The 21,559-nt window shown below is 52.8% G+C and carries 23 protein-coding genes and 2 pseudogenes; 7 read left to right on the top strand and 18 right to left on the bottom strand.

The annotated features are described in order from the left end of the window. Positions 1-89 precede the first annotated feature (89 nt). Positions 90-815: a DeoR/GlpR family DNA-binding transcription regulator gene (locus BM025_RS03560; RefSeq protein WP_170842108.1), complete on the top strand. Its 726-nt coding sequence runs from the start codon at positions 90-92 to the stop codon at positions 813-815. A gap of 94 nt (positions 816-909) precedes the next feature. On the opposite strand, the gene BM025_RS03555 is transcribed toward BM025_RS03560, so the two are convergent. The 3 genes and pseudogenes from BM025_RS03555 to BM025_RS03545 all read right to left on the bottom strand — a co-directional run bounded on the left by BM025_RS03555 (position 910) and on the right by BM025_RS03545 (position 2,677). Continuing rightward, complete coding sequence (locus BM025_RS03555) at positions 910-1,335, bottom strand: COG3904 family protein (RefSeq protein WP_139204529.1); 426 nt, start codon at positions 1,333-1,335, stop codon at positions 910-912. A 146-nt stretch (positions 1,336-1,481) separates the two neighbouring features. Then, a pseudogene (locus tag BM025_RS03550) lies at positions 1,482-1,847 on the bottom strand (hypothetical protein); the annotation flags it as partial. A 230-nt stretch (positions 1,848-2,077) separates the two neighbouring features. Then, the gene (locus tag BM025_RS03545; RefSeq protein WP_085847891.1) at positions 2,078-2,677 is read right to left on the bottom strand and encodes a DUF2306 domain-containing protein; all 600 of its coding nucleotides are present in this window, start codon (positions 2,675-2,677) and stop codon (positions 2,078-2,080) included. A 100-nt stretch (positions 2,678-2,777) separates the two neighbouring features. Between BM025_RS03545 and BM025_RS03540 the strand changes: the two genes are divergently transcribed. Continuing rightward, the gene (locus BM025_RS03540; RefSeq protein ID WP_170842107.1) at positions 2,778-3,377 is read left to right on the top strand and encodes a TetR/AcrR family transcriptional regulator; all 600 of its coding nucleotides are present in this window, start codon (positions 2,778-2,780) and stop codon (positions 3,375-3,377) included. A gap of 470 nt (positions 3,378-3,847) precedes the next feature. Here BM025_RS03540 and BM025_RS03535 read toward each other — a convergent pair whose 3' ends face one another. Then, positions 3,848-4,957 (bottom strand): DegT/DnrJ/EryC1/StrS family aminotransferase, encoded by a 1,110-nt coding sequence (locus BM025_RS03535; protein WP_085847893.1) that lies wholly within the window; start codon positions 4,955-4,957, stop codon positions 3,848-3,850. Between the two features lie 622 nt (positions 4,958-5,579). Here BM025_RS03535 and BM025_RS03525 point away from each other — a divergent pair. The 3 genes from BM025_RS03525 (at position 5,580) to BM025_RS03515 (ending at position 8,428) form a co-directional block, all read left to right on the top strand. Next, positions 5,580-6,617 (top strand): glycosyltransferase, encoded by a 1,038-nt coding sequence (locus tag BM025_RS03525; RefSeq protein ID WP_085847895.1) that lies wholly within the window; start codon positions 5,580-5,582, stop codon positions 6,615-6,617. A gap of 19 nt (positions 6,618-6,636) precedes the next feature. Next, positions 6,637-7,653: a glycosyltransferase family 2 protein gene (locus BM025_RS03520; protein ID WP_139204528.1), complete on the top strand. Its 1,017-nt coding sequence runs from the start codon at positions 6,637-6,639 to the stop codon at positions 7,651-7,653. Positions 7,654-8,023: 370 nt separating this feature from the next. Further along, positions 8,024-8,428, top strand: a complete 405-nt coding sequence (locus BM025_RS03515) for a sugar 3,4-ketoisomerase (RefSeq protein WP_085847897.1) — start codon at positions 8,024-8,026, stop codon at positions 8,426-8,428. Positions 8,429-8,737: 309 nt separating this feature from the next. Here BM025_RS03515 and BM025_RS03510 read toward each other — a convergent pair whose 3' ends face one another. The 13 genes from BM025_RS03510 to BM025_RS03450 form a co-directional block, all read right to left on the bottom strand. Next, positions 8,738-9,538 carry a crotonase/enoyl-CoA hydratase family protein gene (locus BM025_RS03510; RefSeq protein ID WP_085847898.1) on the bottom strand — a complete coding sequence of 267 codons (801 nt, stop codon included), beginning with the start codon at positions 9,536-9,538 and terminating at the stop codon, positions 8,738-8,740. Next, on the bottom strand, positions 9,535-10,794 hold the full coding sequence (locus BM025_RS03505; RefSeq protein WP_085847899.1) for a CaiB/BaiF CoA transferase family protein: 1,260 nt from the start codon (positions 10,792-10,794) through the stop codon (positions 9,535-9,537). The genes BM025_RS03510 and BM025_RS03505 overlap by 4 nt, the downstream gene beginning before the upstream one ends. 8 nt (positions 10,795-10,802) lie before the next feature. Next, a complete protein-coding gene (locus tag BM025_RS03500) occupies positions 10,803-11,132 on the bottom strand; it encodes an NIPSNAP family protein (RefSeq protein WP_085847900.1) in 330 nt (109 codons plus the stop codon). Next, positions 11,129-11,317, bottom strand: a complete 189-nt coding sequence (locus BM025_RS03495; RefSeq protein WP_085847901.1) for a hypothetical protein — start codon at positions 11,315-11,317, stop codon at positions 11,129-11,131. The genes BM025_RS03500 and BM025_RS03495 overlap by 4 nt, the downstream gene beginning before the upstream one ends. Positions 11,318-11,336: 19 nt before the next feature. Then, positions 11,337-11,708 carry a YciI family protein gene (locus BM025_RS03490; protein ID WP_085847902.1) on the bottom strand — a complete coding sequence of 124 codons (372 nt, stop codon included), beginning with the start codon at positions 11,706-11,708 and terminating at the stop codon, positions 11,337-11,339. Between the two features lie 61 nt (positions 11,709-11,769). Next, on the bottom strand, positions 11,770-12,729 hold the full coding sequence (locus tag BM025_RS03485; RefSeq protein ID WP_170842106.1) for a Bug family tripartite tricarboxylate transporter substrate binding protein: 960 nt from the start codon (positions 12,727-12,729) through the stop codon (positions 11,770-11,772). Positions 12,730-12,797: 68 nt separating this feature from the next. Next, positions 12,798-14,297 (bottom strand): tripartite tricarboxylate transporter permease, encoded by a 1,500-nt coding sequence (locus BM025_RS03480; protein ID WP_085847904.1) that lies wholly within the window; start codon positions 14,295-14,297, stop codon positions 12,798-12,800. Further along, on the bottom strand, positions 14,297-14,767 hold the full coding sequence (locus tag BM025_RS03475; RefSeq protein WP_085847905.1) for a tripartite tricarboxylate transporter TctB family protein: 471 nt from the start codon (positions 14,765-14,767) through the stop codon (positions 14,297-14,299). The genes BM025_RS03480 and BM025_RS03475 overlap by 1 nt, the downstream gene beginning before the upstream one ends. A 57-nt stretch (positions 14,768-14,824) precedes the next feature. Then, entirely contained in the window at positions 14,825-15,859 is a 1,035-nt protein-coding gene (locus tag BM025_RS03470) for an Ldh family oxidoreductase (protein ID WP_085847906.1), read from the bottom strand. Next, positions 15,856-16,743 carry an alpha/beta hydrolase gene (locus BM025_RS03465; protein ID WP_085847907.1) on the bottom strand — a complete coding sequence of 296 codons (888 nt, stop codon included), beginning with the start codon at positions 16,741-16,743 and terminating at the stop codon, positions 15,856-15,858. Before BM025_RS03465 ends, BM025_RS03470 begins: the two co-directional genes overlap by 4 nt. 37 nt (positions 16,744-16,780) lie before the next feature. Then, complete coding sequence (locus BM025_RS03460) at positions 16,781-17,338, bottom strand: NADPH-dependent FMN reductase (protein ID WP_170842105.1); 558 nt, start codon at positions 17,336-17,338, stop codon at positions 16,781-16,783. A 16-nt stretch (positions 17,339-17,354) separates the two neighbouring features. Continuing rightward, positions 17,355-18,239, bottom strand: a complete 885-nt coding sequence (locus BM025_RS03455) for a VOC family protein (protein WP_211753555.1) — start codon at positions 18,237-18,239, stop codon at positions 17,355-17,357. A 146-nt stretch (positions 18,240-18,385) separates the two neighbouring features. Next, complete coding sequence (locus tag BM025_RS03450) at positions 18,386-19,237, bottom strand: fumarylacetoacetate hydrolase family protein (protein ID WP_085847910.1); 852 nt, start codon at positions 19,235-19,237, stop codon at positions 18,386-18,388. A 178-nt stretch (positions 19,238-19,415) separates the two neighbouring features. Between BM025_RS03450 and BM025_RS03445 the strand changes: the two genes are divergently transcribed. Next, positions 19,416-20,114: an FCD domain-containing protein gene (locus BM025_RS03445; RefSeq protein WP_085847911.1), complete on the top strand. Its 699-nt coding sequence runs from the start codon at positions 19,416-19,418 to the stop codon at positions 20,112-20,114. Positions 20,115-20,321: 207 nt separating this feature from the next. Continuing rightward, positions 20,322-20,426, top strand: a pseudogene (locus tag BM025_RS19090) (IS66 family transposase zinc-finger binding domain-containing protein); the annotation flags it as partial. Positions 20,427-20,571: 145 nt separating this feature from the next. Here BM025_RS19090 and BM025_RS03440 read toward each other — a convergent pair. Then, a complete protein-coding gene (locus BM025_RS03440) occupies positions 20,572-21,549 on the bottom strand; it encodes an asparaginase (RefSeq protein WP_085847912.1) in 978 nt (325 codons plus the stop codon). Positions 21,550-21,559 lie beyond the last annotated feature (10 nt).

Genomic DNA, 21,559 nt, shown 5'->3' with positions numbered 1-21,559 from the left:
AGGAGGACCTCATGCATATGGTAACTTCTGTATTGAAATACCCAGAACACAATGTAAGATATCCAACACATTTAGGGAAGGCTGAGCGAATGACCAAACAAGTACAGACCCAAGCGCTTTCCCAGAGACAAGCAGCCATTTTATCCCAAGTTTCTCAGCATGGTTATGTGACCATTGATGCGCTATCGGCACAGTTCGATGTATCAGACCAAACAGTACGCCGCGACATTATCGAATTGTCGAACCAAGGCCGCATTCAGCGGTTTCATGGCGGAGCTGGACCAATTGAGTCTCTGGAAACCCAACGCCTTGATTACCTGCAAAAGCGCGGACAAAACCTTGCCGAGAAAGCGACAGTAGGTCGCAAAGCCGCTGCTTTGATACATGACGGAGCAGCACTGTATCTGGATGTAGGGACAACAATCGAAGCCTGCGCGCACGACTTAGCCAAACGCAAAGGTTTTACTGTGTTCACCAATTCGATGCGTGCTGCTATGGCGTTTGATCCCAAGCACCATCAGGTTTTTGTTTTGGGTGGGCGAATGGCGGGCGTAGACGGGTCGCTTGTTGGCAATGATGTGGTACAAAAACTATCTGAAATTCATCTTGATTACGCTTTGATCGCCTGCTCAGGCATCGACGAAAATGCACGAGTTATGGATTTTGACATATCCAAAATCGCAGTAAAAAAGGCCGCGATGGCTGCAGCAAAGCAGTCGTTCCTGCTCGCGACACTTAGTAAGCTGAACCGGTCTGCACTCGCGGTGATATCGCACATAGATGATTTCGAAACTGTTATTTCTGAAAGAGATTAAGCGTTCGACCCGTCGCATTTTAAGAAATGACATGCCTTCTGAGAAATCATTAGAAGCGTAAATGTGATATTCTGCATTATTGATTGCCAAACGATCACTCAATTGCCGCATCGGGCGTGAAAATCAATTGATAGTCACTCAATTCACTCGGCGGGTCGATCGCCATTTCGTTTAGGTAAGCCATGACTGCGCCTTGCCCCCTATGAATATCCTCAACGGCGAGGAATGCAGGCATGACCGCATTCACGTCAAAGAAATGTTCGTGTACGCCGACCTGCGCATCGATATCGACCGTGCGTGCGACACCGCTAGCAAAGATATACGGGGAGGCTGAGAGACAGATGTTCCCTGCCCCCAAGACTGTGTCCAAATTTTCTTGGCGCAGCCGCTGACTGATCAACAACGCGCCTGAGACCGACCCGCCGGGTGAATTGAGCCGCACCGTTCCGAAATCGGTTCCCTCGGCGTTTAAAAATGTCTCAAACCGTTCTGCATCACCCGCAGAAATAGCGCCGGTCATTGTTAATCCAGCACCGTCTCTGCCGAACACCAGCTGGGTTGGCATATCGCTGGTAGAAGTAAAAGGGCGTTGCGGATTTCCTTCGCGCGCAGGCGCGAGTGGCGTAATCGCAGGACGATACCGGCGCGTCTGATCGCCTGGGTTTAATCTTGAACGGTCGTGGCAAGGTGTTGTTCAACAGCAGCGGCCCCCGCCAAGGCTGCGGTATTCAGTCATGATGACACTGCAATGATCGCAGCCGATCCAAGCAGCATCGCCACAAACAAACCCAGTCGCGCTCCGACCGTGCGCACAGCTGGCAGCAAGCGTATGAGATAGGACCAAAAGACGAAGATACCGACCGAAACAGCGATGGAATAGCTGATCGCGGCGAAAAAGCTCAGCGCACCATTGTCGTCTAACAGCGACGTGACCCCAAGATATGTGTAAATCCCAGATGCGACCGCCAGCACACCGAGTACTGCTGCAGAGAAGCTTAATTGATTTTCATCAGCATCATGTAAGGTAGCGATTGAAACTGGACGCTTAGTGAATGGAAAAGGCAGCCGTGAAAAGCCCAAGTTAATCGTGAAAGTAGATGCGTAATTAAGAGCTGTCATTAGCCGATTGCAGCAACACCGGCAACTTTGGGCCGTTCCGGTAGCTCTACACAAAGGTCGAAAACCGGACCTTCGCTGCACCGCACACCAAGTTCCGCTATGCGGGACTTAGCTGCTCTTCGCGCACATGTCCCAATGGCGGCTTAAAGTTTAGCTTGTCGTTGCAACCAAACCTCAACAAGTAGCAGGTTCGGTACCCAGCATGCCCACGCGATGACTGCGTATGAAATCTCAAAAGGCCATCCGATCATTTGCGATATTGGAATATAAAGACGCAATGTGACTGCGGCGAATGTCAGTGCGGCAGACCGGAGTATCCACACTCGATGCTCAGGTATGCGGCGTGCGCGCGCAAGCCAAATTCCGCGCGCGGTTGTTCCAAGCCATGCAACTGCCAAAAGCCCGAAGCCCAGCCCAGCCACCGGTCCCGCATCGGTGTTAAGCGCCATGAACGCCCCCCCGATCCCAGAGATCAGTATCGCTAACCCATATACACGACCGGTCCAGCGGTGCAGGCGGGGGCGTCGCATTCGGAGGCCTGCCCAGAACTGAAATGGCATCAGCAATAGCGCCAGCGGCGCAAATCCGACGTGGGCAAAGAAGAACAATGGGCGTTGTTCCGCATGATATAGCATAAACGTCATACTGACCTCGACGCCGAGAACGATAAAACGCCATGACGCAAGCGCTACAAGGATGCTTAACAGCGCGACAAGTGATTTTGGAATAGTTGATAGGGACATATGGCTTCTTTGACGTTTGGGCCCATGAGGCATTGAACTTTACACCGTCAAGATTAACGCAAAACTTGACGCTGTCAAGGTGGCTGTTAGAATGAGATATATGGCAAAACAAAAATCAAAACATCACCACGGGAATCTTCGTTCAGCCTTGATTTCCGAAGGGATCCACATTTTGGAAGTCGACGGCGTTGCTGGGCTGTCATTGCGTAAGATTGCGACGGCAGCCGGCGTGTCACATGCCGCCCCAGCCCATCATTTCAAGGGTAAAACGGCATTGCTTGTGGCAATTGCTGCATATGGGTTTCGGATATTCACGGATTTCATGCAAGAAGGCCGGGAAAATGCAGGGCCAGGACCGCACGAGCAGATATTGGGGTTATGCCAAGGATATCTTGATTTTGCAGAGAAACATGGTGCGCTTTTCGAGTTGATCTTTTCAACCGAGATCAAATCCCATGCTGATAAGGACTTGCAAAACGCCTCGTTGCGGGCATTTCAATTGCTGGAAGAAACCTGCGCGCTATTTGAGCCGTCGCGATACGCTGAAAAGGGCAACGAGATCATGGTATGGTCCTTAGTGCATGGGTACGCCACACTGCGTATTCATAACAAACTGATGTTGCAGAGCGATGGTTCGGAAATGCCATTTGAATTGATCTTGCCTCGGTTGGACCCAAAAAATAGTAACTTGCTAAAATAGATGCGACAGCCGCACCCCATTGGCGATCAGAAATTGGCATAAGGTGCGCTATTTCTGACAAGCAACGCGATCACATCGTTTTGCTTGTCAGACATTCATGCAGCATAGGATGATGTGGGCTCGTTACGGTCATTCGCCGCAGGCAGATCGAACTTACGATATGCGGAACAGAGCTGCCTTTTGCTGGTGTGGCTAATGCTCACGCAGAAAATCTTCTCATGTGCAGCAGAGCATATTCGGCATTGTATCTTCTCTCGATATTTCGGGCGCAGAGGTGCCTCGTTGTGGGCATGACATGAAATGCACCGGCAGCTAACTGAAAGGTCGAAACAACGCTTTCCTCATTTATCGTGTTCGGACAAATGATTCACAAGCATATGGGAATGCACCGAAATTAATGGGTGCGTTCCCTATTTTTACTAAAAAGTTATGGGCCATAAGGTGCTACACGTATACAGATATGGCTCCATTTACAGCTTTGCAGCCAATCGATTAACGGCTTCGATGACCCGATTTTGATCCTCAATGGGCATTTGTGGCCCAATTGGCAAACTGAGCATGTCTTCTGCGAATTGTTCTGTCAGAGGGAAACTCCCTTTTTCATAGCAGGCCGTTTTATAAGCTTCCTGTAAATGAGGCGGGATAGGATAGTGAACTAATGTGGAGATCCCCTCGGCAGCGAGGCTCGACATAAGTTCATCACGTTTTTCATGTCGTATAACAAAGAGATGCCAAACGGGCACTGCCCAATCGGGTACAAACGGTAAGGTCACTCCACGTAAATTATCGAGGTAGTTTTTAGCAATAGCCTGCCTTTTTGACGTCCAATCGACAAGGTGGTCCAGTTTCACGCTTAAGATCGCGGCTTGAATTGGGTCTAATCTACTGTTTGTCCCTTGCTCCACGTTCACATATTTTTGGTTAGAGCCGTAATTTCGCAATGTTCTGATCCGCGCGGCGATATCAGCGCGATTGGTCGTAATTGCGCCCCCATCCCCCAAAGCCCCTAGGTTTTTTCCTGGATAAAAACTCCAGCAAACGACGTCGCCGCGACCACCAACTCGGGCTTTTTTGTATTCTGCACTGTGTGCTTGGGCTGCATCTTCGATTACAGAAATTCCATGCTTACGCCCAATCGCAATCAACGGATCAAGGTCACAGGGTTGACCATATAAGTGCACCGCAATAATCGCGCGTGTCTTCGATGTAATTGCTGCAGGCACAAGCAAAGGGTCAATATTGTAAGTTAATGGATCAGGTTCCACAGGGACAGGTAGAGCCCCCACAGCTGACACCGCAAGCCATGTCGCAATGAATGTGTTTGATGGTACAATGACCTCATCCCCGGGGCCAACATCCAATGCACGCAAGCTAAGGATTAAGGCATCAAGCCCGTTGGCCACTCCGACACAATGTTCGGCTTCGCAAAATTTGGCAAAGGCGGTTTCAAACGTTTCGACTTCGGGCCCCAAGATATACCAACCGCTGTCCAAAACACGTGAAACGGCCGCATCAATTTCAGATTTCAAGGCCAAGTAACCGGCCCGTAGATCAAGAAAAGGAACAGATTTTCCGGTCATATATAGGCTCTTCCAAATATAACTAATTCCAACATTCATACCACGATCCACCCCCGTTACAAGCGGGTGGAATTACACGTGACAGGCCTTCAACCCTACGAAATTCGCGCCCTCCAAAATAGGAAACCCTTTCACGTAAAGATACAAAGTAAATATGCATACAGTCGCGCATGGGGTATGATAGCCGCACAAAGCATTGAAACCCCGTGCAAAGCAAACGGCAATGGTCATTTAAGAATTGCGTCCCATGCGCACTACAGATCGCAACGCCCTTCGAATATCTACCCTTGTCGGTGAGCATGCAAAAAGATAGTCATAACTATCCGTTTCGAAGTGTATTTTGGAAAAAGACATATCATGCATCACTCTGCAGCACAGATTTCCCCATCGGGTTTGATAGAGGATAATGTCGTGATAGGCGCGTTGGTTGGTGCCCATAGTTCTGTATCGCGGAACGTAGCACCTGATACAATTGTTGTTGGGTCTCCCGCGAAAGAAATCGGCCAAACAAGTCTCATAAAACTCAAAATCAAAGATAAGACGCCCGCTTCCCCCTGGCGTTGCCATTTTCATCGCGGATCCCCATCAGACGTTGTTCAGAAGTGGCAACAAGAGTTTTCAAATGGATGATATCGGTCAAAGCCAATCCGCGCACAGCATCACAAAGTTAGGATTACAAGACATAGGGCATTCAATGGACGACAATGCGCTTTCGTGTTCATATATGCTACTTACATATAACCAAGAAAAAACCGTCGCGGCAGCCGTCCAAAGCGCGCTGGAGCAAACTGGTCTAGCAATCGAAATCGTCATTTCAGACGATTGCTCTGTCGACGGGACTTTCGAAGTCATCAAAAAAACTGTCGCTGATTATAATGGTCCCCATCGCATTATTCTAAATCGAAATGATTCTAATTTGGGTCTCGCAGGTAATATCGCGAAAGCGCATGAGATCAGCACGGGTGATGTCATAATTGCAGCAGCAGGTGACGACATGTCATTTCCGCAGCGGAGCCAGCGGATCATGGATGTATTTGCAAATGAGCATCCCTTGCTAGTGTGTTCGTATGCAAACGTCATAGGTCCCGATGATCAGGATATTCCTGGGAACTCTCGAACTGCCCTATTTTACCACACAACTGATCTTAACAAAGTAGCTCGCTCAAAATCACTTTATATTGGTGCAACAGGCGCTTGGCACAGAAAGTTATATGAAAAATACGGTCCACTTGACCCTGATGCCTACGAAGACCTTGTACTTGGTTTTCGTGCGGCGCTTGAAAACCGCATAAGCGTTATTCAAGAAGAGCTTGTAAATTATCGATTGGGTAGCGGACTAACCAGTTCTGACAATTATTTCGAAGATATCGCTTCCTTCCAAACTCGGCGCATGAAAGGCTTTGTCGCCAATCAGGCTATTATGCGTCAGCGTCTAAAGGATGCCAAAACATTTAAGCTTCCAAGCAATTCAAAAGTTTGGAAAATTCTCAAAAAAAGCAGTGCTAAGGAAAATTTGAGCTTGTCCTACTATCAGGACAGTACATTTGAGTTTATTCTAAAATCGCTTCGTCATCCATTGTTCGGGCTGTCCATATGGTATTCCGAAAAACGACGCGAACGAAAAATGCAACGTCGCATAGATCAAAAAGTGGTGCAGTGATTTGGTCAAAATATCTGTCATGCTCCCCGTCTACAACGGTGCGGATTTCCTTGAGCTAACTCTTGCTTCGCTCGGTGAGCAAACCACTGACGCTTTCGAAGTGCTTTGTATTGACGACTGTTCAACTGACAACAGCGCAGAGATTATAAAGCGTTATGAGAAACAAGACCCTAGGTTTCGCTATATCAACACCGAAACCAATTTGGGTTCTGCGTCAAAATCACTGAATTTTGCAACCCGCTTCATAACTGGATCGCGCTTTGTTTACAGCTCACAAGACGATTTATTTTCAAAGGACTGGCTGCAGAAATTGCATGATCGCTCGATGGAAACCGGTGCCGACGCAGTTTTGCCCGATGTGGAATTTTTCTATGAATCTAGCAAAGCCAACCGACGAATATCAGGATACCATGGGGATCATAGCGCACGCATAACTGGGCGTGACGCCTTCGCTGCTTCATTGGATTGGAGCATACCTGGCAACGCGCTGTGGCCTGTCGAATTCCTAAAAGATCAAGGTTTTTATGAGTTTAACGCCTTTTCTGACGAATACACTGTGCGCAGTTGGTTTCTAAAAAGCAAAGAGGTCGCGTTTTGTGATGGCGTATTTTTCTACCGTCAAGATAATCCTAACGCGATCACAAAAAAGCCCAGCCCCAAACGACTGGATGAGGTATACACCAATTTAATGGTTTGGCGTTTGGGAAAAGAAAATAATTTTGATACTTCGGTGCTTGGGCCATTTGCGCTTCGGACATTTAGATCGCTTATTCGGGCGCAGGCGACGATCATTAACAACCCCGAACTTGCCGGCGAAACATTGCGGATGACGCAGATTTGGGATGATTTGCAATCACCCGCTTTCCGAACCTCATTAGAGGCAGGTGTCGCAGACAAAAAGAAACCATTGATCGGCATGATCTATCTGAAAGCACATCGTTCACTACGATGGTTCAAACTGTTGGTGCGACTGTCAGCTGCCACAGCGCGCATCAAAGATAAACGTGGCAACAAGGCGTCCCCTACGAAGCCTTAAGCCTGATCCATAAATCGATAACACTAATCAAAATATTCGAAGGGGAAACGATCAAATGAAAGACGCCCGAAACGCGATGCTTGTATCACAGACAACACGCCGCATACTGCAAACAACCAGATGATCCGAACTCTCTCTTAGTTTTCGCCGCCTTTGGTGCCAAACCCCCTGACGACGGACACCAGATTTGGTGATCTACCAATCTGTTGAACGCGCACTCCTGCAACACAATTTTTCTTTGGACTAATTTCAAGAAAACCCATTGAATTTATATCTTCAAGATTGCACTGGTGATGTTCCTTGCCCATGATCGTTTGTGAGGGAACGACCCGTCGGTTATGTGACACCCATTCAAATCGAGTATGAAAATATGCCAATATCTGATTGTCGAATAATTGATCTCCCAAAGATAACCGACCAGCGCGGAAATCTAACTTTTGTTGAGGGCGGCAATCACATCCCATTTGATATCAAGCGAGTCTACTATCTTTATGATGTCCCGGGTGGATCTGATCGCGGCGAACATGCACACAAGAATTTGCATCAGTTTGTGATCTGTATGTCGGGCAGCTTTGATATTTTGCTCAATGACGGGAAAAATGAACAACGGTTTCATCTAAATCGATCCTACTTCGGTCTTTATATATGTCCAATGATGTGGCGCAATTTGGACAACTTTTCATCTGGAGCCGTTTGTATGGTTTTGGCCTCTGAAGTTTACGATGAAAACGATTACATCAGAAATTTAGACGAGTTCAAATTGGCAACCAGCTAAACCTAATATCAAGATATACAGTCATAGCTCCGCATTTGATCACTCTTCAGACACTATCCCACTAAAGTCGCATAGCAGAATTGGACCTTGGCGCAAAGCGCGGCTAAAGGCTGGAATGGGCCCAATATGACCAATGCTTTGTGGTCAATGAATGATCGCTTAGGAGTAAACTGGAAATCAATTCAGAGCTAACGGCGCATAGTTTCCATGCAGTGATTTTGATTTATTCTGCTAGGCGTGCTCCTTATACTTAGCCGATGAATGTCTGATTCAGAAAATTCTGCCGGCACTCAACCCAATACACCTAGTTCAGGTCCCATTAAATTTCCCCTCCCTGCGTTCTAGGAGGGCTGAAACAGCTTCGGCATGATCTTGTGTTTGGTGAGCAGCTCCTTGGTAGGCAGCGGACAGTTCGAGGACCTGATCCAGCGTTGAATTGGTTCCCTCGCGCATCAAGCGTTTGGTAAGCCTTAGTTGGCGGGGCGGGTTGCGTGCAATGCGCTTGGCCATGTTCATGGCTGCGTCCATCAAGCCTTCGGGCGGCGTGATCTGCGACACCAACCCCCAAGCCAAGGCCGTTTCGGCATCGATGGGGTCTGCGGTAAAGGCCATCTCTGCCGCGCGGGACAGGCCGACCTGACGCGGCAAAATCCAAGACCCACCGTCGCCCGACACAATCCCCACATTGACGAAGTTTTCGGCAAAAACCGCCGTTTCAGACGCAATCCGAATATCGCAGAACAGTGTCAGATCACAGCCTGCGCCATAGGCCGGACCGTTTACAGCGGCGATCATCGGTACTTCGACAGACCAGACGGCTTTGGCCACGCGCTGGATACCGGCGCGGTAGCTGTTGCGCACAGCGATGGCATCTCCGTTGAAAATGCCTTCCTTGTCACGCATATGTTTCAAGTTGCCGCCCGATGAAAACGCCTTGCCCGCGCCCGTCAGGATCGCACAACGGATCGATTGGTCGCTGTTCAGCCAATCCATCGCAGCGCATATTTCTTCGACGACATCTGTATCGGTGATCGGATTGCGTAGATCGGGCATGTTTAGGGTCAGCGTCGCAATGCCGTCTTCTTGAGTGATCAGAAGCTTGTCGGTCATTGTTGGTTTCCTTTCAGCACAACCGCACCGGCGGCCTGAAGCTCGTTTATATCAAATTCGCCTTTATCGAGAAGGTCGGTCAAGACCGACAAGGTATCAGCCCCCAAATCCGGTGCCGCCTTGGGCGGGATCGCAGGCGTACGCGAAAGCTTAAGCGGGGAGGCAACCCCCTGTAACATGGCGCCCTCTGAATCGATTGGAGCCGTGCGCAATCCACGTGATTTGACCTGCGGGTCTTCGAAAACCCGTTCGACATCATTGATCGGCCCGACCGGAACGCTGGCCGCGTTTAGTCTGGCGATCCAGTCATCCATCGTGCGCCCCGACATGACGCCTTGCAGGATCGCAATGAGCGCGCCGCGATTGCGGACACGTTCGGGGTTTGTCGCGAAGCGCGGGTCCTCTGCCAGCCCCGGCATCCCCGCCACCTTACAAAAGCGCGCGAATTGACCATCATTGCCAATGGCGAGGATCACATGCCCATCACGCGCCTCGAAGGCCTGATAAGGCACGATGCTGGGATGGGAGTTGCCAAGCCGTGTTGGCGATTTGCCGGTGGCGAGATAATTCATGGCTTGATTGGCCAGAGTCGCGACCTGAACATCCAACAGCGCCATATCAATGTGCTGGCCTTCGCCGGTCGCATCGCGGTGACGCAGCGCGGCAAGAATACCAATGACTGCATAAAGGCCCGTCAAAATATCCGTCAGTGCCACGCCGACTTTCATCGGCTCCGCCCCCGACGTGCCATCTCTCTGGCCCGTGACGCTCATCAGGCCGCCCATGGCCTGTATCAAAAAATCATAGCCTGCGCGGTCGGCGTAGGGGCCGGTCTGTCCGAAGCCCGTGATTGAGCAATAGACCAAATCGGGTTTAACCTGCTGCAGGCTTTCATAATCCAGCCCGTATTTCGCCAATCCGCCCACTTTGAAGTTTTCAATCACCACATCCGAAGACTTTGCCAAAGCCCGCAATGCCCGCTGCCCTTCCGGATGGGCGATGTCGATCACAACGGATTTTTTGCCTCGGTTTGTACTGTGGAAATAGGCCGAGCCTCTGTCTTTTCCGCTGTCATCCGTGACATTCGGCGGACCCCAGCTACGGGTGTCATCACCGCCATCGGGGCGCTCAACCTTGATCACCTCCGCGCCAAGGTCGGCCATGATCTGGGTGGCCCACGGACCCGCCAGAATGCGTGTCAGATCGAGGATGCGGATACCCGAAAGAGCCGAGCCTTGTGCTGGATTACTGGTCATGGCGTTGCCTACTTCACGCTCGAAAAAGCAGTCGGCGTGAGAAAGCTGGAGGCAATATTGGCGACCACTTCACCATACGCTTCCTGATGTGCAGCGCGGGCCGCCAGCCACTCGGGGTCCGAGGCAAATGCATTCCAGAGCTGCTCTCTCTCTGCCAGCGACTCCCAGGCAAGAAAGTAAGTCAGGTCATGGTTTTTGGGGCCAACCAATGTGGTGAAAAACCCCGCCGGACGCAGCCCGAGCCTGCCCCAAATTTTCAACGTCGTGGTCTCGAACCGCTGTAAGAGTGCGGGCATTCCACCCGGCACACAGGAATAAACCCGCATTTCGTAAATCATGTGACTACTTTCTCTTTGCTACGCTCAGCCTTGGCTGTTTTGATCGCATCCTGCGCCTGCGCCTGCGCCTCGTTCGCGCGGGCGTAGAGGCCGATGATATCCGCGGTATTGGACGGGTTGATATTGGCTCTGGCGTCGCCCGCCCCCCATGATCCGCCAATAAAATTCTGTTTTTGATCCGACATATCGGTCTCCTGAGCGGGGTTAGCCTATTTCAGCGGTTTGGTCTGAGTAGCGCACCGTAAAACTTATTGCGCCTTCGTTGAGCATCCAACGGTTCACTGTGTAGCTACGCAAACCGGCAGCGTGGAATGGATCGGCATCCGCAAGGGCGCGGGCTTCGGCTTCATCCTTAGCGCGCACAATGATCATGCCGCCGTAAGGGATTGCCTCACCCTCTTCGAATAGGGGGCCGGCACCGAACAGGATGCCGTCGCGCTCCATTTTAATCTGATACTCCAGATGGGCGGGCAGCAGGTCTTGCATCGCTTCGCCGCGCGCCGGAGTGGTGGTGATAACATAAAGGGACTGGCGCAACATGCTGGCATAAAGATCTTCGGGCTTTGTCTTGCTCATGATGCAACTCCAGAATTGGATGGGGTTGGCCCGCCAACTGACCGTCGGCGGGCTAGTTAGATTAGCGTTTCTCGATGCCTGCGCTTTCGATCACATCGGTCCAGACCGAAATCTGATCTTCGATAAGCGCTGTCATTTCCTCGCCCGTGGAGGGGGATGGCTGCGCACCGAGCGACGAGATCATGTCGTTCACAGACGTCGCCGCCAAAGCCGCGTGGACTTCGCTGCGGATACGATCAGCAATCTCGTCAGGCACACCTGCGGGCATGCCAATCCCTGTCCATGACACAACGTCAAAGCCTTCGGCGACGGTCTCGGACACGGTTGGCACATCGGGGGCATCAGGCCAGCGTTCGCCAGATGTGATGGCGAGGATGTCATAGACGCCTGCCTCCGCCTGTGGGCGGATGACCGTGCCTGTGTCGATGACAACATCGACTTCGCCACCCATCAAGGCGGTCGAAGCGGCGGCACCCCCTTTATAAGGGATATGCAAGAAGTCAGCGTCTGTGCGCAGGTCCAGCAATTCGCCGGTCAGGTGCTGTGTAGACCCAACACCCGAATGGCCGATTTTAATCGTCCCCGGCGCAGCAGCTGCCGCGGCAATCAAGGCCTCCATGGACTCGTATTCGCCAGAACGGGCTGCGACGATGAAGGGGAACTGCCCAAGGGTCGAGATGAAGGTAAAGCCGTCTACGGATTCGTAAGGCAGGCTTTCATAAAGTCCTGCCGCGACAGCGTGGCCTCCGACCATCAACTGCATGGTGTAGCCATCTGGATCTTCATTGGAGACATAGCCAGAGGCCACCGTTCCACCTGCACCGGGGCGGGATTCCACCACAACAGGTTGTCCAAGTCCTTTGGACATCTCTTCCGCCACGATCCGCGCAACCGTGTCAGCGTTACCGCCCGGGCCAAAGCCGTGAACAATGCGCAGCGCTCGGTCAGGAAATTCCTGTGCCGCTGCCGGCAAGGCAAGCGCTGCCATAAGGGGTAGCGTCGTCAGTAGTTTCTTAAACATTTGGTTTCCTCCCAATTGTTGAGCCCTTTTTTCAAGTTTCACCCTAGGCTCGATAAGGTGTGCCGCGCTCATGGTGACGTGCGCGCGACTTTCCGTCGTAGTGATAGACATGACCAAAGAGCCCAAACGATCAAAATAACTGAGCAGACGAACAAAACAGCGCTGATCGGGCGGGTTACAAAAATTGTGAAATCACCACCATAAAGCAACATTGTCCGGCGGAAATTATCCTCAAGCAGCGGACCAAGCACAAAGCCCAGAAGGACCGGCGCAGGTTCAAAGCGGTAGTTTTTCATCAGGTATCCGAGGATACCGAAGGCCAGTGTCAACAGCACATCCGTCACGCTGGTTCTATGTGAATAAACGCCAACACAGATCATCAGCAGGATCATCGGGTAAAGCTTCTGGTATGGAATCCGTAGCAACAGCACCCAGAGTTTGATCAGCGGTATGTTAATCAGCAGCAGGATAATGTTGCCGACAAAGAAACTGGCGATCACGCCCCAGAACAGTTCCGGTTGATCCACCATCAAGCGCGGGCCGGGGATGATGCCATTCAAAATCAGCGCGCCGATGATCAATGCCATCACCGCATCACCTGGCACTCCAAGCGTCAGGGTCGGGATAAACCCTGTTTGGGACGCCGCATTGTTCGCGGACTCTGGGGCCGCAAGGCCAGGCAGATGCCCCGTGCCAAACTTCTCAGGCTTGCGTGAAAACCGCTTTTCAATCGCATACGCCATAAAGGACGCAATCGCAGCTCCTGTCCCAGGTAGGGCACCAAAAAACGAACCGATGCTTGAACCGCGCACAATCGGAAAGACCAGCGACTTGGCCTGTGCGCGTGTCGGGATGACATCACGCATGCTTACGGACAGTGGAGCTGCACCGCGCATAGGTCGGCGCGAGGCGTGGCGGATGACTTCACTCACGCCGAAAAGGCCCATCGCGAGCGACACAAGACTAATGCCATCGGCGAGTTCAGGCATCGCAACGAAACGATAGTATCCGGTTGTCGCGTCCGCACCAACCAAGCCCAGCGCAATGCCAAGAACAACCATCGCAAGCGATCTGATCTGTGATCCGGTCCCGATCATCGAAGCCGCCAGAAGCCCGATGATAACAAGCATCGCATATTCAGGCGCGCCAAATTTTAAAGCGATCACCGTCATCGGAATCGCGGCCAAAACCAGAACCGCCACTCCGACCATACCCCCCAAGAAGGATGAAAAAGCCGCAACGAATAGGGCAAGCCCCGCACGGTTACTCTGGGCAAGTGGGTAGCCCTCCAGACAGGTCACAACCGAGGACGGCGTTCCTGGCAAATTCAGCAGGATTGACGCGATGGAGCCGCCGTATTGGGACCCGTAGTAAATGCCTGCCAGCAGGATCATCGACGTGGTGGCATCAAGGTAAAACGTCACCGGCAGCAACAGCGAAATCGCCGTGATCGCCCCGACACCAGGCAGAACCCCGATAAGCTGTCCTAGAAATACGCCGAAAAACGCGTAGATTAAAACGTTGGGTTGCATCACAACCGAGAGGCCAAGGATGAATTGATCCAGCATTACAACCTCCAAAACGCTGGAATTGGCAGCTCAAGCCCTACAAGGAACAAAAGCCAGCCCAAAGCCGCCGCGGTAATTGCATAGATCAACACGGTCAGCGGCTTGGCCTGATCATCGGCGAACATCGAAACGCCAACCGCCAGAAACATCGACGGAACAAGTCCCGCGCGCTCGACCAACAAGGCAAAGATAATAATACCCACCGAGACAAAGCAAAGACCCCGCCACTGAATTGCGCTAGGGCGCTCCAACGCAGGGTGGCGCAGATCAACGATCAAAATGGTGACGGCGAGAAGGGAAATCAGAATTCCGATGGTCTGCGGGAAAAAGCCGGGCCCCATCTGATTAAGCGACCCCGTTGGGTAGCCCCAAGCAAAAAACGAAATAACCAGACCAGCCGCCAAAAGCACGCCCCCGCTCACAGCGCGGGCCGCTTTGCTCTGTCCTCCATGATCCTCAATGTTTGCCAAGGTTCCCTCCCAAGAACGCGAATTGCCAGTTCTTTAGTTACTTTCTGCTGTCTCTCATTATTCGATCTGCATTGTCTCTGGTTGCGCCACGCCGAGCCTGTCCCCCAAAGCCGTCAGCCGATCTAACGTGCCGTCGGTCAAGGGGATGCCTGCCTGCATCCGCGCCTTCGACATGTGAAAACCGCGTTCACCGGGCATGAAGATTTCCTCGGTGCCAGGGGCCTTGGGTAGGCCCTTTAACCGTTGTCCAAGCTCCGCGATCTGATTTGCAAAAACATCTGGTGCCCCAAAGGCGTCAATCTTTATCGCCAGCGCCGCGCCATTCATCGCGCCCTCGCCGCCGCCCAGCACGGTCGAGATAACTGGGTTTGCCACCAGCACGCTGCACAGCACTTCGATCATCAGCGACAGGCCCGATCCTTTGGGGCCGCCAAGCGGTGTCAAAGTCGCGACCCGTGATGGATCCGTCACCGGATTGCCATTTGCATCAATCGCCCATTCCGGCGGGATCGCGGTGCCGGCATCCTTGGCATGCATGATCTTGCCCAAGGCGGCGGTGGACGTGGACATGTCCAACAATAAGGGCAGGTCATTTGACGGCGCGGAGATAGATATCGGGTTGGTCGACAACCCAGAAACCTTTGAACCATGGTAGGCCATAAGCGGGCCAGATGCTGTCATAACGATGCCGATGTAGCCGCGCTCTGCGGCCCGTAACGCGAAGTATCCGACAGCCCCAGCATGTGTGATATCGCGCGCGGAACACCAGCCGATGTTGAATTTCTCGGCAAGGCCAATTGCCGTGTCCATTGCCGCGACCATCGCAGAAGGGCCCGGTGCTTTTGCTGCATCTAGAACGGCAATGGCTCCGTCACGGGTTTCCAACTTAGGCACGGCGGTTGGGTTGATCAGCCCCGTCTCAACCATCTCAATATAGCGCGGTATGCGCAGCACCCCATGGGAATTCGCCCCGCGCGCATTAGCCCACACCAGAATATCGGCCGTGCGCTCCGCGTGCGCTGATGCGTAGCCACCCGCCTGCAAAAGGGCCGAGGCATACGCCTTTAGGGTCTGCGCATCCAACAATTTCATGACGCGTCGCTTAGCTGGACGGGGAAGAACTTGTTCAGCCAAGCCTCGACCAAGGCTTGCGTGTGTGGGCGGTCTTCGTCTGACACGGGGAAATGTGACATGCCGGTCGGAATCATAAGTTCGGCATTCGCGCCGGCTTTTTCGAACAGCCGGATGGACTGCTCCATCGGCGTAATCACATCGTGGGCCGTATGGAACAACAGCAGCGGACGCGGTGCGATAGAGGCCACAACGTCATCAGCACGGAAGTTATACATGCTGATTGCGGTTTCCACTGGAACCTTGAACTGCGCCTTTGGCGACAGGTTGACCCGCAGTTCTGGCGGGATCGGCACCACGTCGAAACGCGACACCCACATGCTTTCGCCAGTCTCGGCCTTGTGTTTGCGGCCTTTTTCCAGAATGCCTGTGAACTTTTCCCATGCTTCCGGCGTCGGATGCTGGCCGCGGAACTTGCGCTCTCCGTCGCCCCAACCACAGAACGACATGACGCAGGCAATCCGCTCGTCCACACCGGCTGAAAAGATCGCAACCGCCGCGCCAAAGCTGTGTCCCGTGACACCGATGCGCGCCGGATCGACTTCTTCGAGCCCCGACAGGAATGTGACGGCATTGCGCGTGTCAGCCACCTGATCGAAACACCGGACCTCGCCGCGCGCGCCTTCGCTTTCGCCACAGCCACGGAAATCCATACGGAACACACAGTATCCAAGGTCCGCAATCATGCGGGCGATGATTTCCACGTGTGATTTATCCTTGGTGCCCACGAAACCATGAAGAACGATAAACGTCGGCAGGCGCTCACCGGGCTTGCGGGTCTTGGGCACATGAAGCACGCCAGAGAGTTTCAAGCCATCGGACATAAAGGTATGCTGCTGTTCCATGTGGTCATGCCTCTTTCAAGTCAGGTCGGGGCTGCGTTCAGGTCGCGGTCCATGTGTTGCAAAATGCCGTGAAGGCAGAGAGGTGACCGCGCAGAAAGGCTTCGGTCTCGGGGTTGGTGGTGGCGCCTGCGTCCACATCCAGTTTGCCTATGGCCCCTGCGATCTGCACCTCGGGCTTGGCCATCACGATCATGTCCTGCGACAAAAGTGTCTGGCGCAGGCTTTCATGGACGCGTGCACCACCAAGAAGGCCGGGCGAGACGCTCCAGATCGAAACCGGTTTGTGCGCCAAGGGACTCGGGTTTTTTCGTGACAGCCAGTCGATTGCGTTCTTTAGACCGCCGGGGATGGACCAGTTGTATTCAGGGGTCACAATCAACAACGCGTCAATGCCTTCGACTTGGGACATGAGTGATGCAACGGTGTCTGGCATGCCTGCGTCCAGCACGTCTTGGTTAAACAGAGGTAGAGTGCCCGGATTGGGCAGGGCCACCGCCTGCGCGCCATCCGGCAACAGGCTTGCCGTTGCCCGTGCTGCTGCGCGGGATAGGGATGCACTCCGCAAGGAGCCTTCTAAGATGCCGATTTTCAACATGAAACGTCTCTCCTTTTTAGACCGTAGGTGCCGACCAAGGGAAATGATGCTCACGCCACGGCAGCGGTGCAGGTTCCCCCCAGACATTCATCACACGGACATTTTCGGGTCGCTTGAGAGCGGTGATAATGTTCGGCTCATAGCGGTCGTCATCATTGATCAGAGCCATGTTTCCGGCGAGTTCAACCATCGCACCACAGGTGTCGATGTAATATGCAAACGTATTGTCACCGGGCCGGTGCCGCCCTGGGCCCCAGATGAAATTCTTGCCAATCGTGTCGAGGCGGTCGCCCAAGTGGCAGTAGCTCGAGAATTCGGCCACTTCCCAAGAATAGTGATGAAGACCAATGTCTCCCTTAACAATGCCAAGGATGTGGTGCAGTCGGTTCGCGGCGCGCATCCAGTTCAGGCCATCATCGACCATCCGCTCGGACAGACGCATGCCAAATATCTTCTCCATCTGGCCCCGAGTTTCCGCAGGCTCCGGAGAGAGAATGTTAACATGGTCCAACCGCAAGGGCGCCATGCCCGGGGTCGGGTGGCGGTTGCCATAGATTTCTGTCTCGACAGGACTGTGAAGCTCGAACGTGTGGCCTTGCGGAGTGACGAACTGCATGCCCGCGACACAACAATCCAAGCTTGGCTCGTTAGAGATCAGCTTACAACCGGCCTCCTCGACACGGCTGGCCGCCTCTGCCACAGCGGCCTCCGAGACCGCCTCAAACCCGAGAGACCGCATCGCATTCTCGCCAGACTTATGCAGCACCAACTCTGCCTTGCGCCCATTTGAGGACAACCAGACGCAGTCTGTTTCTTCCCGCGTCACGCGCAATCCGAGAACATCGCACGATTCTCGAACCAAAGCTTCAATATCAACGACGTTCAGTTGAACGTGCCCCATCGAGTTCACCAGATAGCCCATGGCTACACTCCTCCAACACTTGTTAACAAATGGGTAACATACATTTTCGGATATGCAAGATATTTTCGAAACTTTTACAATTGTAGAATAATATCTGACCGCGACGAGGTCTGCTGCGCGTTAGATCACGCCGAGCTTTCGGCCTCGACGGCGTTAGAAAGCACGCCGATTCCCTCAATCTCCACGTCCACCACGTCCCCCGGCGCCAAAAACTCCTTGGGATCGCGGGTGATACCGAAGCCAGTGCAGGTGCCGGTGACGATCACGTCTCCGGCCTGCAACGGCGCGAAAGTCGAGATGTAGGAAATTAAATAAGGGATATCGAAGATCATCCGCGAAGTATCGGTGCGTTGCTTTTCCACGCCATTCACACGGGTCGTGAGGGCCAAGCCCTTTTCAAGGCCTGACAGATCCGCCGGCTGCACCATCCAAGGGCCAAACGCGCCGGTTCCGACAAAGTTCTTGCCGGGTGTGAATTGATGAGAATGCTTTTGCCAATCCCGAACGCTGGCATCGTTGTAAATGGAATAGCCTGCCACGTGACCCATGGCGTGTTCCGGACTGATGTGTCGTCCTCCCTCGCCAATAATCACAGCCAACTCACCTTCGAAATCCAGCTTTTGCGAAGACCTTGGTTGGATCAGGGGCGCGCCGTGGCCGATCTGTGAAGATGGAAGGCGCAAGAACAGCACAGGATAGTCTGGGACCTTGTCCGGATCAGTATTGTCCTCCCAATAGTTGATCGCGGCCAGTACAATCTTGTCGGGATTCGGAATCACCGGTTCCAGCTCTACATCCGCAAGAGCAAAGTCAGCGCCACCAAGATCCGCAAGGTCATCGCGCGGCATGCCGGCTGAAATATAAGATTTAAGATCAGGGAATTGGCCGCCCAAGCGTGCGCCCAGATCATACAGATCCTGTTTTCTAACACACCCCCATGAGGGCGTTCCGTTGTGTGAGAAAGAGACAAACTTCATCGATTACCCTTCTTCAATTCATCACCTACGACTACATTGAAGTTATCTGAAATACACCTATAATTTCGAAAGTTGTGGTCAGTGTCGAATTTTTGGGATATTCGAAAGCTTGTAGTGAAGGTCGGTCGGGGCATAGGATGCACGCTACCTAAATGTTTGATTAAGATAGGAGAGCCATGTGCCGCCAAACAGTTTGGATCCGACAATTAGCCAATCCTTGACCCGAGACAGGGCCGAGAACCGCGATGTCCTGACCCGCTTACGCACAGACATCGTCAGCAGTGAGTTCGCACCCGAAGCACGGCTGAAATTTGCAGAGATGACAAAGCGCTACGACGTTGGCGTCGGGACCCTGCGCGAGGCTCTCTCGCAGTTATCCTCCGAGGGATTCGTAACCGTGGAGGCAGGCAAAGGCTTTAGGGTTGCGCCGGTCTCTGCGGAAGAGCTGCTCGAGATAACCGACCATTTTATCAACTTTGAAAAGCGTGCCGTGCGCGAGGCTATTGAGCATGGCGGTGAAGATTGGGAAACCAACATCGTGGCCGTCCACCATCGTCTCAGCCTGATCGAAGGGCTGCCGTGGGAACGCCGGATGGAACGTCATTCAGAATGGGTAGAGCGCCACCGAGAATTTCATGAAGCTCTCGTTAGTGCCTGCCAAGGACAATGGCTGTTCCGCCTGCGTTCGATCATGTTTGACCAACTCGACCGATACAGATTTGTGACCAAACGCACGCCTGAGGGTATGGGCGGCCGCAAGTTCGAAGAACATCGCGACATTATGACGGCAACGCTCGCGCGGGATGCCGATCTTGCGTCAAGCTTGATCGAACAACATATCCGCGACACCTCTGAGCGTGCGATAAAACTGCTATGACGGATACCTTGGGGCGATTGCCCGCCGCGTTGTCACCAAACTCGGTTTTAATTGGTAAGGATATGGCCCCTACCTGACCGACTGGTTGGGTGAACTTAAAGGCGAAGCACTTGCCGCGCTCTTCTCGGGGAGTCGGGCGGCGATTCTGGATAGATCCATTGTCGGCGCAGCAGGCCTGCAAGCAAGCTGCGTACGTCTGAACGATAGGACATCGTCCCCACCCAGTTCCGTGTGATCGTTACACGCCGCCCAAAGTATGCCTGCCGGCCATGCACGAATGGGGTTGTTCAAGCATCAGCCCTCGCCCAGCTTAAACATACTTACTGTTGGGATTAATGTCGTCCTCAGTCAGTTTAGGTACCTTTGTCGCCAGCAAAGATGGTAAGGCTGGCCGTCTAATTGCGCTCGTTAACGAGACGCGGGTAGAGGCCAGCTGCAGTTTTCACCGTTCTATATTTTAAACTGCAAAAGCACGCGCGATTTGAACAGTATCATATCCCGCACCGAGGCAAGCAGACAGCAAAAGGCGCGCTTTCACTGCGGAAAGATCGCCCGCCAATATAGCCCCCTTGTCCACAAGAGATACTCCGCCGCTATCATTACCATAAACCGCGCGCGTGCGACCTTCAAAGCAACGGGATGCAACCACGACATGTATGCCCATTTGTGTAAGGCGCTCTGTTTCATTTGCAAAACCATCGGGTGCGTTACCGCGGCCAAACGCGGATAAAATGATCCCGCTTGCGCCATGATCACCCGCAAGAGCCATGAGTTTTGGCGTTGCTCCCAGACCAAGCGCGATCAGTTCCACATTCGGATCAAGCGCTTGGGCCGCAACCTGCGGGCGTGTATGTACAGGGCGCTGATAGAGATGCACTTCACCAAAATCGACTTCACCAAGTTTGCCCAACCCTACCGAGCGAAACGTATCAACCCGTGATGTATGCGTTTTGCAGCCATAGCGCGCACCGTGAATATCGCCCTCAAAAAGAATAACAGGCCCGATTCCGAACAGATCATCACTGGCCGCAGCGCTTAGTGCATCGCCAATGTTACGCGGACCGTCCGTATCCGACAGGCCCGCATGACGTTGGGCACCCGTGAACACCACAGGCTTTTCTGAGCGCACCAAAAGCCACGCAACAAAGGCGCTTTCTTCCATCGTATCTGTCCCGTGCGTTACGACGACACCATCTACGTCGGGAGCATCAAGCAAGGTATTAATGCGTGAGCATAAACGAAACACCGTTTCAAGATTTAGGGCATAGCTGCCGCAAGACTCAAAGTTTTCGACCTGCACCTCAAGACCTTTAGGTATTTCAGGAAGGCTTTGTAGTAAGGTTTCAGCATTAATGCCCGCGGTGACGGCGGCGGAGCTCTTGCTTTTAGCAGAGGCAATAGTTCCCCCCGTAGCAAGAAGCGTGATCTGTTTCATAGATAAAAAC

Origin of the sequence: Pacificibacter marinus, assembly GCF_900109555.1 — a bacterium.
Taxonomy (GTDB): domain Bacteria; phylum Pseudomonadota; class Alphaproteobacteria; order Rhodobacterales; family Rhodobacteraceae; genus Celeribacter; species Celeribacter marinus_C.
Note: the sequence above shows the minus strand (reverse complement) of the source record. Positions and strands in the feature narration are given on the sequence as shown.

Coding starts and splice junctions, on each gene's coding strand:
- BM025_RS03560 (WP_170842108.1), top strand. CDS start 90: ATGACCAAACAAGTACAGACCCAAGCGCTTTCCCAGAGACAAGCAGCC.
- BM025_RS03555 (WP_139204529.1), bottom strand. CDS start 1,335: ATGACCGGCGCTATTTCTGCGGGTGATGCAGAACGGTTTGAGACATTT.
- BM025_RS03545 (WP_085847891.1), bottom strand. CDS start 2,677: ATGTCCCTATCAACTATTCCAAAATCACTTGTCGCGCTGTTAAGCATC.
- BM025_RS03540 (WP_170842107.1), top strand. CDS start 2,778: ATGGCAAAACAAAAATCAAAACATCACCACGGGAATCTTCGTTCAGCC.
- BM025_RS03535 (WP_085847893.1), bottom strand. CDS start 4,957: ATGACCGGAAAATCTGTTCCTTTTCTTGATCTACGGGCCGGTTACTTG.
- BM025_RS03525 (WP_085847895.1), top strand. CDS start 5,580: ATGGATGATATCGGTCAAAGCCAATCCGCGCACAGCATCACAAAGTTA.
- BM025_RS03520 (WP_139204528.1), top strand. CDS start 6,637: ATGCTCCCCGTCTACAACGGTGCGGATTTCCTTGAGCTAACTCTTGCT.
- BM025_RS03515 (WP_085847897.1), top strand. CDS start 8,024: ATGCCAATATCTGATTGTCGAATAATTGATCTCCCAAAGATAACCGAC.
- BM025_RS03510 (WP_085847898.1), bottom strand. CDS start 9,538: ATGACCGACAAGCTTCTGATCACTCAAGAAGACGGCATTGCGACGCTG.
- BM025_RS03505 (WP_085847899.1), bottom strand. CDS start 10,794: ATGACCAGTAATCCAGCACAAGGCTCGGCTCTTTCGGGTATCCGCATC.
- BM025_RS03500 (WP_085847900.1), bottom strand. CDS start 11,132: ATGATTTACGAAATGCGGGTTTATTCCTGTGTGCCGGGTGGAATGCCC.
- BM025_RS03495 (WP_085847901.1), bottom strand. CDS start 11,317: ATGTCGGATCAAAAACAGAATTTTATTGGCGGATCATGGGGGGCGGGC.
- BM025_RS03490 (WP_085847902.1), bottom strand. CDS start 11,708: ATGAGCAAGACAAAGCCCGAAGATCTTTATGCCAGCATGTTGCGCCAG.
- BM025_RS03485 (WP_170842106.1), bottom strand. CDS start 12,729: ATGTTTAAGAAACTACTGACGACGCTACCCCTTATGGCAGCGCTTGCC.
- BM025_RS03480 (WP_085847904.1), bottom strand. CDS start 14,297: ATGCTGGATCAATTCATCCTTGGCCTCTCGGTTGTGATGCAACCCAAC.
- BM025_RS03470 (WP_085847906.1), bottom strand. CDS start 15,859: ATGAAATTGTTGGATGCGCAGACCCTAAAGGCGTATGCCTCGGCCCTT.
- BM025_RS03465 (WP_085847907.1), bottom strand. CDS start 16,743: ATGGAACAGCAGCATACCTTTATGTCCGATGGCTTGAAACTCTCTGGC.
- BM025_RS03460 (WP_170842105.1), bottom strand. CDS start 17,338: ATGTTGAAAATCGGCATCTTAGAAGGCTCCTTGCGGAGTGCATCCCTA.
- BM025_RS03455 (WP_211753555.1), bottom strand. CDS start 18,239: ATGGGGCACGTTCAACTGAACGTCGTTGATATTGAAGCTTTGGTTCGA.
- BM025_RS03450 (WP_085847910.1), bottom strand. CDS start 19,237: ATGAAGTTTGTCTCTTTCTCACACAACGGAACGCCCTCATGGGGGTGT.
- BM025_RS03440 (WP_085847912.1), bottom strand. CDS start 21,549: ATGAAACAGATCACGCTTCTTGCTACGGGGGGAACTATTGCCTCTGCT.